Here is an 11163-nt window from a genome sequence, read left to right on the forward strand (position 1 = left end):
CCTGTCATCCCCGGCGAGCACCCGAAGGGTGCGAGGGAAGGGGAACCAGTAAACGGTCCGTTCTCCATGAGATGCACCGCCGCGCCCCGTTCCGCACCGGCATCGTTTACTGGCCCCCCTTCCCGCGGCCCTGACGGCCGCGCCGGGGTGTCACGTCTTCTCCCAAATCCACCGCGGCCACTTGACCGGCAACCCGCGTGCCAGAGCGGCGGCCGCCTCGCCATCCTGAAGCATACCCTCGGGGCTGACCCGAGCCTCGAAGGACGCACGATCCCCGCCCCTCACGCCGCGCCGAGGATCAGCCGCTCGGCCGCCGCCCGCGCCTCATCGGTGATCGTCGCCCCGGCGAGCATCCGGGCGATCTCCTCGCGCCGTTTCGCGCCGTCGAGGCGGACGACGTCGGTCAGCACGTGGTCCGTGTCCTTGCCGGGCGCCTTGGCGACCAGCAGGTGGCTGGTCGACCGCGCCGCGACCTGCGGCGCATGGGTCACCGACAGCACCTGGACGCCCTTCGCCAGCCGCGACAGCCGGGCGCCGATCGCGTCGGCGACCGCGCCGCCGACCGCGGTGTCGATCTCGTCGAAGACCAGGGTCGGCGCCGAGCCGCGATCGGCGAGCGCCACCTTGAGCGCCAGCAGGAAGCGGGCGAGCTCGCCGCCCGACGCCACCTTCATCAGCGGGCCGGGCTTCGAGCCGGGATTGGTGCGGACGGTGAAGGAGACGTCGTCGAGGCCCGCCTCCGACATCCTCTCCGGGTCGGTCTCGATAGTCGCCGAGAAGACCGCCCGTTCGAGCTTGAGCGCCGGCAGCTCCGCCGCCACCGCCCTGTCGAGTTCGGCGGCGGCGGCCCGACGCTTCCTGCTGAGCGCGGCGGCGGCCTTCCGGTAGCCGGCGCGGGCGGCGATGACGGCCTTGTCGAGCCGGCCGAGTTCCTCCTCGCCGGAATCGAGCGCCGCCAGCGCCGCCGCCATCTCCGCGGCAAGCGCCGGCAGGTCGGCGACCAGGACGTTGTATTTGCGGCCCGCGGCGCGGAGCGCGAAGAGGCGCTCCTCGGTCTGTTCGAGCTCGCGCGGATCGGCATCGGCCGCCTGTGCCGCGCCTTCCAGCGCGGCGCCCGCCTCCTCCAGCGCGTTGAGCGCGCGGTCGAGCGCCGCCACCGGCTCGTCGAGCAGGCCGGCGGCTTCCGGGGCCTTGCGCTCCAGCCGGCGGACCAGGCTCGCGAGCGTCGGCACCGGGCTTGCCGAGCCGAGGACGATGTCGTGGGCCTCCGCGATGTCCCCGGCGACCTTCTCGGCCCGCATCAGCAGCTGGCGCCGATCGGCGAGCTCATCCTCCTCGCCGGGCCGCGGCGCGAGCAGGGTCAGTTCCTCGACCGACGCGCGCAGGTAGTCGGCCTCCGCGCGGGCAGCCGCGATGCGCTCCCGGAGCGCCGCCGCCGCGGCCTCCGCCTCCCGCGCGCCGCGACAGGCACCGGCGACCGCTTCCGCCTCGCCCTCCAGCCGGCCGAAGGCGTCGAGCAGGTCGCGGTGGACGCCGGGATCGACCAGCGCGCGGTCGTCATGCTGGCCATGGATCTCGACCAGCATCGCGCCGATCCGGCGCAGCAGCGTCACCGATACGGGATTGTCGTTGACGAAGGCGCGGCTTCGCCCGTCGCCGGTCTGGACCCGGCGAAGCACCAACGCGCCCTCGGCCTCGATGGCGCTCTCGTCGAGAAGCGCCCATACCGGGTGACCGGCCTCCGGCTCGAAGACCGCCGTCACGTCGCCCTGCTCGGCGCCCTGGCGAACCAGCGCGCTGTCGCCGCGGCCGCCGAGCGCCAGCGACAGCGCGTCGAGCAGGATCGATTTGCCGGCGCCGGTCTCGCCGGTCAGCACGGTCATGCCTTCGGCAAAGTCGACGGACAGCCGGTCGATCAGGACGATATCGCGAATCGACAGGGCGACGAGCATGGCTCGGCCAACCTCAGCTGGTTCGGGCTGCCACGGCCTCGCTGATCTCGCCGCCGTGGTCCTGCGGCGTCACGCCCTTCTTCTGCAGCAGACTATAGGCGTCCTTGTACCACTGGCTGTCGGGGAAGTTGTGACCGAGCACGGCCGCGGCGGTCTGCGCCTCGCGGACCAGACCCATCGCGAGATTCGCCTCGACGAGACGCTCCAGCGCCTCCTCGACATGCCGGGTGTCGGGATACTCGGTCACCACCACGTCGAACCGGTTGATCGCGGCGATATATTCGCGCCGCTCGAGATAGTAGCGGCCGACCTGCATCTCCTTGCCGGCGAGCTGGTCGCGGGTGGCGATCACCTTCTTGTTGGCGTCGGAGGCATATTCGGAATCGGGGTATTTCCTGGTGACCTCTTGCATCGCGGCAAGCGCCTTCTGGGTCGCCGCCTGGTCGCGCGTCACGTCCTTGATCTGGGCGAAATAGCTCTGGCCGAGGATGTACTGGGCATAGGCGGCGTCCGGGCTGCCGGGATAGAGCGTCAGATAGCGGTTGGCCGCCTGGATCGCCGTGTCGTAGTCGCCCTTCCGGTAGCTGGCAAAGGCCGACATCACCATCCCCTTGCGGGCCCATTCCGAATAGGGGTGCTGGCGGTCGACCTCGTTGAAGCTCTTGATGGCGTCGCTGTATTTGCCGGCATTGAGATAGCCGAGGCCGCGATTATAGAGCGCCCCGGCCGGCTGGTCGGGCTCGTAGGCGGCCGCGGTGCCCTCGATCGAATGCTGGCAGGCCGACAGCAGGACCGGTGCGCCGAGGATGGCAAGCCAGACGGCGGCCATCTTCAGCCGGCCCGGCCGTTTTACGCTGACAGGTGAAACTGAATTCATCCCCCGACCAGACCGGCTTCGCGCCGAATCGCCCTTTTCATGCTTGCCTCGCAAACGGCCTGTTTACTCCAAACCCCGGCCGCGCGCCAATTCCCGGCACGCATGGACTTCGCTTTTCTTTGTGGCGAAAGAGCGGACGAGGCGGTCATAACCGCCTGTCCGGCATCAGGAAACGTCGGGACCGAAGGCGGCCGCGGCGACGCCCGCCGGCAGATCCGCATGGCCGGTCTCGCGGCGGACCGGCATTTCGACATAGCTCCACGCATCCCGGTCGGAGAGCAGCGCCTCGAGGGCCATGTGATTGAGCTTGTGGCCGCCCCGGTGGGACCGGTAGGCGCCGAGGATCGGAGCGCCGGCCAGCGCCAGGTCGCCGATCGCGTCGAGCACCTTGTGCCGGACGAATTCGTTCTCGTAGCGCAGGCCCTCCGGGTTCATCACCCGGTCCTCGCCGATGACGATGGCGTTCTCGAGCGAGGCGCCGAGCGCGAAGCCGCGGGCCCACAGGCTCTTGACGTCGGCATAGAAGCCGAAGGTGCGGGCGCGGGCGATCTCCTTGCGGAAGGTCTCGCCGCAGAATTCGAAGGTATAGTCCTGCCGGCCAACCAGCGGATTGGCGAAATCGATCTCGACCTCGATCCGGCGGCCGTCATGGGGCGTGAACTCGGCGACGCTCTTGCCCATCTCGACGCGAACCGGCTTGTTGACCCGGATGTAGCGCCGCGAGGCGGAAAGCGTCTCGATGCCGGCCTGGTCGATGGCATCGATGAAGGCATCGGCGCTGCCGTCCATCACCGGAACCTCGGGCCCGTCGATCTCGACCATGCAATTATCGACATCCAGCGCCCGCAAGGTCGCCATCAGATGCTCGATCGTCGCCACCGACCCGTCCGTCGTCCCGATCGAGGTGCACAGGTCGGTCGCGTTGACGTAACGAAAATCGGCCGGGATCTCGCAATCCCGGCCGTCATCGAGATTTGTCCGGTTGAAATAGATGCCGCAATCCGCCTCGGCCGGGTGCAGGGTTACCGACACTTCCTGACCGCTATGGACACCAACTCCCGACAATGACGCCCGAGTCTTGAGCGTCGTCTGTGCCCCGTTACGCCGTCTCGCCATGCTATGGCACCCGCCCCTGGTAGTATTCGGTCCCCGCCGCTTTCGCGGCCCGACTGACGGCAACTGGGCTTCGTATTTCCGGCTGGAACGGATACTTTTCGTTCCAACGCACCGGACTCACTCGATGGCCCCAGCGCCCTCCTCGAATCCAACAATATCCGCGCCGGGAGGGAAGACAAAATCACGCTTGGTTACACTATGTAACGCCCGGACCCCGCCATAGCCCGCCCTTTTTTCCCCGTCTTTCCAATAGTTTACGACCCGGCTCCGCAAACGCGGAACCGGGTCGCCAACCAGATTGTTTTCAGTTCGCCTGACGACGGAGAAATGCCGGAATCTCGAGCTCGTCATCGGCGCTGCGATGATCCTGCGGCATCGGCCGGCCGTGCGGGTCAAGCTCGGCCTGCCGTGGCCGGTATTGCTGGTCCGAACCCTGCACCCGCGGCTGCGGTGGCCGCTTGGCATAGTCGCTTGCCTGGGGCGGCGGCGGAGCCTGCATCCGCTGCGGCTGCTGCTGCGGCTGGCGGGCCTGCTGGGGCTGGCGCGGCTGCCCCTGCGGCTGGTTCGCCGCCGCCGGCGGACGCTGGCCCTGCGGTCGCTGCGCGGCGGCCGGTGCCTCGTCCTCGCGGCGGCCGAGGCCGACATGGGCGAGTCGTTTCAGCAGGCTGAGCGGACCGCGATCCTCCTCGGTCTGGGCTTCGCCCGTCTCGCGGGCCTGGAGCTGGCGCTGGGCAACCGGCGGGAAGTCCTGGATGCGCGGCATCCGCACCGGCGGCGCCTCGGCTTCCGGCGGAATGAAGGGGGCTTCGGAGACATGATGCTCCTCCTCTTCCGCCTTCAGGTGCGGTTCCGATTCGGCGTCGAAATCGCCCTCGTCATACTGGGATGCCGCCGGCTTGTAGGGCGCGATGGTGATGTCGCGGTCGTGGGCGGCAGCCGGCGCCGGCTGTTCCGCCCGCGCGGCCGGAGCCTCGGGAGTGGCCGGCTCCGGCGCGGGAGCTTCCTCCGGCTCCGGGGCCGGAGCGATGGCCGCGGCGACGGCCGCGGTGGCGATCGCGGCGGGGCGCGTCGGCACCGGTTCCGGCGCGGGCTTCGGCGCGGCGGGCTGCGCCACGGTCCGCAGGCGATGGTTGAGCTCGGCCATCCGCATGTCGGCCGGGTGGACTTCCGCCTGGCCGGAGCTGTCGATACCGGTCGCGACCACCGACACCCGGATGACGCCTTCGAGCGATTCCTCGAAGGTGGCGCCGAGGATGATATTCGCGTCGGGATCGACCTCCTCGCGGATACGGGTCGCGGCCTCGTCGACCTCGAACAGGGTCAGGTCCTTGCCGCCGGTGATCGAGATCAGGAGGCCGTTGGCGCCCTTCATCGAGGTCTCGTCGAGCAGCGGGTTGGCGATCGCCGCCTCGGCCGCCTGGATGGCGCGCTTGTCGCCGGAGGCCTCGCCGGTGCCCATCATCGCCTTGCCCATCTCGCGCATCACCGAGCGGACGTCGGCGAAATCGAGATTGATCAGGCCTTCCTTGACCATCAGGTCGGTGATGCAGGCGACGCCCGAATAGAGAACCTGGTCAGCCATCGCGAAGGCGTCGGCGAAGGTGGTCTTCTCGTTGGCGATCCGGAAGAGGTTCTGGTTCGGAATGACGATCAGCGTGTCGACGCAGGCCTGGAGATCGATGATCCCCTGGTCGGCGATGCGCATCCGCCGGGCGCCCTCGAACTGGAACGGCTTGGTGACGACGCCGACGGTCAGGATGCCCTGGTCGCGGGCGGCGCGGGCGACGATCGGCGCCGCGCCGGTGCCGGTGCCGCCGCCCATGCCGGCGGTGACGAACACCATGTGGGAGCCGCTGAGATGATCGGTGATCTCGGCGATCGCCTCCTCCGCGGCGGCGCGGCCGACTTCCGGCTGCGATCCCGCGCCGAGGCCTTCGGTGACCGCGACCCCCATCTGGATGACCCGCTCGGCCTCGGAGGAGGAGAGCGCCTGACTGTCGGTATTCGCGACGACGAATTCGCAGCCAACAAGCCCGGATCGGATCATGTTGTTGACCGCGTTGCCCCCGGCGCCGCCGACGCCGAACACGGTGATCTTCGGCCTGAGCTCTTTGATATCCGGCATTTGCAGATTGATCGTCATGACACCCTCGTTGTGACCCCTATGGCCGCTTGCGTGCTCCGGCCTCCAGTTTCAAGTAGACAGGCGCCGCCGCCGCGGTCGCCGGACACCGTGCCCACGGCGCCTAGAAGCTCTCCCTGAACCAGTGGCCCACCCGTGCCAGGTAGCCACCCGTTCCCGTCATCGCGAAGGGACGGTCGCTTCCCCCCTCGCATTGTTCCATCGTCGCGACCTGCGGATAGATGAGCAGCCCGACCGCAGTCGAGAATGCCGGCCCCTTGGCGACCTCCGGCAGGCCGGCAATTCCGAGTGGCCGGCCGAGCCTGACGTTGCGGGCAAGCACCCGCCGCGCCGATTCGGCCAGGCCGGTAAGCTGGCTGGCGCCGCCGGTCAGGATCATCCGCCGTCCGACCAGCGTCGCGTATCCGGATTGGTTCAGCCGGTCGCGCACCAGTTCGAGGATCTCCTCGACCCGCGGCCGGATGATCCGGGTCAGCGCCGAACGCGGCACGTGATTGGCGGGTTCCTCCTCGTCGTCCCCGATCGAGGGCACCGAAATGATCTCGCGCTCGTCGGCCGGGCTCGGCAGGGCGCTGCCGTAAACCGTCTTCAACCGCTCGGCGACCTCGAGCCGCGTCGACAGCCCGCGGGCAATGTCGGTGGTGATGTGCCGGCCGCCGATCGCGATCGCGTCGGCATGGACGAACTGGCCCTTGGTGAAGACGGCGATGGTCGTCGTCCCGCCGCCGAAGTCGATGCAGGCGCAGCCGAGCTCCGATTCGTCATCGACCACGACGGACAGGCCGCTGGCATAGGGCGCCGCCACGAGGCGTTCGACCGACAGGTGGCCGCGGGCGATGCAAAGCTCGACGTTGCGCAGCGGCTGGGCATCGCCGGTGACCATGTGCATGTCGACGCCGAGCCGCTCGCCGACCATGCCGCGCGGGTCGGCGATGCCGCCATTGGCGTCGAGCGAATAGCCGATCGGCAGGGCATGGACGATGGAGCGCCCGTCGCTGACCGAGTGGCGTCGCCCGGCGGCGAGCACCCGGCCGATATCGACGTCCTCGACCGCCTTGCCCGACAGGGCGACGCTTGCCGAATAGGTTTCGCTCGCCAGCCGGCCGGCGGAAATGCTGACGATCAGCGAGTCGACGGTGATCCCCGCCATCCTCTCGGCGGCGTCGACGGCGAGGCGAATGGCATGCTCCGCGGCGTCGAGATTGACGACGACGCCGGACTTGATGCCGCGCGAGCGCTGATGGCCGATGCCCAGCACCTCGATCGCATGCGTCCGGCCGCGAAGCGCCTCCGCCCCCTCCGCGTCGTCCAGCGGCTTCAGCCGGGCGATCAGGCAGCAGATCTTGCTCGAACCGATGTCGAGGACCGAAACGACGGTCGGGCGGCGGATGATCGGGCGACGGCCCTGGTCGGAGGAACCGAATATCTTCATCAGCCCTTGCCCTTCCGCTTCTTGAGCAGGGCTTCGCGCGCCTCGTAACCGGCCTCGGTCAGGCGGAAGACCAGCCGGTTGGGCAGGCGAAGGTCGACCGCCGCGATTTCGCGGGAAAGGATGCCGTGACCGTCGTCAAGCGCGACCGCCTGGATCAGGGCCGAACCCGGATCGTCCTTTGGCAGCATGATTTCGATGCCGTTGTTGAGGACGACGTTCCAGCGCCGGTCCGAAACCAGCACGCCGGCGCGGACCCGCGGCGCGAAGGACGGGAATTCCTCGAGCAGCGAAACGAACTCGCCGGCCCGCGCGTCCGCCCCCTTGCCGACCACCATCGGCAATTGCGCGTAGCGCGAGTCGACATGATCGGCGAGCACCCGTCCGTCCTTGTTGATCAGGACGACGGCGCCGTCATGCTGCCAGATCGCGTAGGGCTGGCGCTCGACGATCCCCACCTGCAGGGTGTCGGGATAGAGCTTGCGGATGGTCACCCGCTTGACCCAGGGCAACTGCTCGACGCGTTCGCGGGCGCTGATCGCGTCGAATGTCACGATCGACGGGAAGGGTCCGATCGCCATGGCGTTCAGCACGTCGATCTCGGACGTCTCGCTCTGGCCGCTGATCTCGACTTCGTCGATCCCAAGGCCCGCCCATGCGGTAAGCGCCGAAACGACCGTGGTCGTGTGCCCGCCGACCACCATGCCGGTCGCCGCCGTCGCGGCGAAAAGCAGGGCCATGCCCTTGGTGCCGGCATACCGTGGCGTCCGCAGGTCGAGACGCGACAGGATGCGTGCCGGGCGGCGCAGGAACCGCGGCAGGACGAGGCGACGCGCCGGCCGTGCATCGGCAGCCCAGTCGCCCATGTCTCCCTCGGTCTCCGGCTTCACCGACTGCAAGACGCGTCCTCCACCATCCAACGCACCAGACTCTTGAAATCCATGCCCGCGTATGCGGCCATCTCAGGAACCAACGAGGTTGCCGTCATGCCTGGCTGCGTGTTGACCTCGAGGCAGATGAGTTCCCCCGTCCCCCCGGGGCGGTCGTCGTAGCGGAAGTCCGCCCGGCTGACGCCACGGCAGCCCAAAGCCTGATGGGCCCGTAGCGCCAGCATCCGTATATTTTGGTAAACATCTGGTAAAATTTCCGCCGGCAGGATGTGCTTCGATCCGCCGACGTCATACTTGGCGTGATAGTCGTAGAATCGATCTCCTGTAACGATATCAATGACATCGAGCGGTTCGTCGCCGCGGACCCCGCAGGTCAGCTCGCGACCGGCGACATAGCGCTCGACCATGACCACCTCGCCGAAGGCCCAATCCTCGGCGAAAAGCTCCTGCGGCGGGTGAATCGCGTCTTCCCTGACGATCAGCACGCCGAAGCTCGATCCCTCGTTCGGCGGCTTGACCACATAGGGAGGCGCGATGACGTGTTCGCGTGCCGCGTCGAGGCGGTGGGCGACCACTGAATCCGACACCGGAACGCCGGCGGCGCGCAGGATGTGGTTGGCCTTCGGCTTGTTCATCGCCAGCGCCGAGGCGAGCACCCCCGAATGGGTGTAGGGAATCGCGAGGAATTCGAGGATGCCCTGGACGCAGCCATCCTCGCCGAAGGGACCATGCAGCGCGTTGAAGGCGACGTCCGGCTGCAGCCTGGCCAGCACGTCGGCGACGTCGCGGCCGACATCGACGCGCGTCACCTTGAAGCCGCCGGCTTCCAGCGCATCGGCGCAGGCATTCCCCGAGGACAGCGAAACCGGCCTCTCGGAAGACCAACCACCCATCAGCACCGCAACATGCGTCGTCATTCAGTCCCTCCTCCGCCGAATCGCGGCGGACCTGACGACAGTGCGATGGAATTTGGTTAAGAAACGTTAACCACGAGGGAGATCGTTAACTTTTTTGCCGGCGGTCCGGCTTTCCCTCGGCCGCGGTCATCGGCCGCAAGGACCCGCGGCCCCCCGGCCGCGTCAGTCGGCGGCGCGGCGGACGTCGGTTTTCGCGAAGTCGCCACCCTTGAAGAGGAGCGGCTCGTTGCGGTCCTTGGCCAGCGCATAGGCGAAGCAATCGCCGAAATTCAGGCCCGCCGGGTGGCCGCTGCCCTTGCCGAAATCGCGATAGGCCTCGCGGGCGATCCGCGCCTGCTTCTCAGTGACGGGCTCGATGGTGATGCCGGTTTCGAGAATGAGGTCGTCAACGCGGCGGCTGAGGCGTGGGCTGCGTTTGCCGTCCACGACGATGCTCAGTTCGAGGTAGGTCGCGGCGGACATGCGGAACGGACCGGGCCCCGCGAGGGCGTCTGCAAATGGGAAGAAGCCATCCTCCTCATAGAGAATGGCAATAAATGCGGAGCTGTCGACGATCACTTCGGCAGGCCGGTCTCGCGATCGTAGAGTCCGTTCTCGCCGTAGAGGGCCTCATCCATGTCGAAGTCGCGCATGAGCGGCGCGGTCTCCCTGGAGATTGCGAGTATCCTCTCAAGTCGCCTCTCTCGTTCCGACTTGTGACTGAGCCTCTCGATCCTCTCGCGCACGGCTTCGGTCACGGCCGCGGTCTGTCCCTCGCCGGTCAGCTCCGCGAGCTCGCGGATGAGACGCACGGTCTCCTCGTTCTTGATGTTGATGCCCATCAGGGTACCTTTCTACCCGTCCAAGGGTAGAAATATACCCCGTTGATCGCGGCTTCAAGACCGCCCGGTCAGCCGTCGCGCCCCAGAAACGGCGCGACGGGCGCCCCTGTCCCGAACCGTCCCACCCGCCGTATCTCCCATTCCAGCCGCGCGCCCGTGGCCTCCAGCACCCGCGCCCGGACCGTCTCACCGAGCAGTTCGAGGTCGTGGGCGGTGGCGTTTTCGACGTTGATCAGGAAGTTGCAGTGCTTCTCCGAGACCATCGCCCCGCCGACCCTCAGGCCCCGACAGCCTGCGGAATCAATCAGTTGCCAGGCCTTCTCGCCCGGCGGATTGGTGAAGGTCGAGCCGCCGGTCTTGTCGCGGATCGGCTGCGCCGCCTCGCGATGCGCCTCGACCGCGTCCATCTCCGCCTGAATCCTGTCTATTTCCGCCGGTTCCCCCTCGAAAACCCCGGCGGTGAAGATCAGGTCCTCCGGCGCCGCCGAGTGCCTGTAGGTGAAGCCCATATCGGCATTGGTCAGCACGTGCCGCCTGCCGGCCCTGTCGACCGCATGGGCCTCGACCAGCCGATCGCGGGTCTCGACGCCATTCGCCCCGGCATTCATCCTGAGCGCGCCGCCGACGGTACCGGGGATACCGTGGAAGAAGGCGAAGCCGCCGAGCCCCTCGTCGCGGGCGAAAGCGGCGAGCCGCTTGTCCGGCAGCGCCGTGCCTGCGACGATCCGGTTGCCGCTCTCCCGCACCGTCTGACCGAAGCCCCTGGCGGTGAGGCGAACGACGACGCCGGCAATACCGCCATCGCGGACAAGCAGATTCGACCCGACGCCAATGACGGTTACGGGAATTTCCGGATTCAACCTGTGAAGGAATTCGGCAAGGTCGCCGGCGTCAGCCGGCTGGAACAACACCTCGGCCGGACCGCCGACCCGGAACCAGGTGAAGGGCGCGATCTCCGCGCCGGCGCTGATCCGGCCGCGTATCCCGTCGCGTTCAAGGCTGTCGATCAGCGCCACGG

The 11163-nt window shown here is 68.1% G+C and carries 10 protein-coding genes; all 10 read right to left on the reverse strand.

Annotated features, from left to right (window positions below):
- Positions 1–281 precede the first annotated feature (281 nt).
- Positions 282–1952 (reverse strand): DNA repair protein RecN, encoded by a 1671-nt coding sequence (gene recN, locus KDJ86_RS05405; RefSeq protein ID WP_291743759.1) that lies wholly within the window; start codon positions 1950–1952, stop codon positions 282–284.
- A 13-nt stretch (positions 1953–1965) separates the two neighbouring features.
- Complete coding sequence (locus tag KDJ86_RS05410; protein WP_291743761.1) at positions 1966–2781, reverse strand: outer membrane protein assembly factor BamD; 816 nt, start codon at positions 2779–2781, stop codon at positions 1966–1968.
- 213 nt (positions 2782–2994) lie between these two features.
- Entirely contained in the window at positions 2995–3945 is a 951-nt protein-coding gene (lpxC, locus tag KDJ86_RS05415) for a UDP-3-O-acyl-N-acetylglucosamine deacetylase (RefSeq protein ID WP_291743763.1), read from the reverse strand.
- 304 nt (positions 3946–4249) lie between these two features.
- A complete protein-coding gene (gene ftsZ, locus KDJ86_RS05420; RefSeq protein WP_291743764.1) occupies positions 4250–6088 on the reverse strand; it encodes a cell division protein FtsZ in 1839 nt (612 codons plus the stop codon).
- 103 nt (positions 6089–6191) lie between these two features.
- Entirely contained in the window at positions 6192–7520 is a 1329-nt protein-coding gene (ftsA, locus tag KDJ86_RS05425; RefSeq protein WP_291743766.1) for a cell division protein FtsA, read from the reverse strand.
- Positions 7520–8407 (reverse strand): cell division protein FtsQ/DivIB, encoded by an 888-nt coding sequence (locus tag KDJ86_RS05430; protein WP_291743840.1) that lies wholly within the window; start codon positions 8405–8407, stop codon positions 7520–7522. Before KDJ86_RS05430 ends, ftsA begins: the two co-directional genes overlap by 1 nt.
- Entirely contained in the window at positions 8404–9324 is a 921-nt protein-coding gene (locus tag KDJ86_RS05435; RefSeq protein WP_291743768.1) for a D-alanine--D-alanine ligase, read from the reverse strand. The genes KDJ86_RS05430 and KDJ86_RS05435 overlap by 4 nt, the downstream gene beginning before the upstream one ends.
- Positions 9325–9486: 162 nt before the next feature.
- On the reverse strand, positions 9487–9882 hold the full coding sequence (locus tag KDJ86_RS05440) for a type II toxin-antitoxin system VapC family toxin (protein WP_291743770.1): 396 nt from the start codon (positions 9880–9882) through the stop codon (positions 9487–9489).
- On the reverse strand, positions 9879–10145 hold the full coding sequence (locus KDJ86_RS05445; RefSeq protein WP_291743772.1) for a type II toxin-antitoxin system VapB family antitoxin: 267 nt from the start codon (positions 10143–10145) through the stop codon (positions 9879–9881). The genes KDJ86_RS05440 and KDJ86_RS05445 overlap by 4 nt, the downstream gene beginning before the upstream one ends.
- A gap of 68 nt (positions 10146–10213) precedes the next feature.
- Positions 10214–11161, reverse strand: coding sequence for a UDP-N-acetylmuramate dehydrogenase (murB, locus tag KDJ86_RS05450; protein ID WP_291743774.1), 948 nt, complete (start codon positions 11159–11161; stop codon positions 10214–10216).
- Between the last annotated feature and the right edge of the window lie 2 nt (positions 11162–11163).

Origin of the sequence: Bauldia sp., assembly GCF_020442045.1 — a bacterium.
Lineage (GTDB): Bacteria > Pseudomonadota > Alphaproteobacteria > Rhizobiales > Kaistiaceae > Bauldia.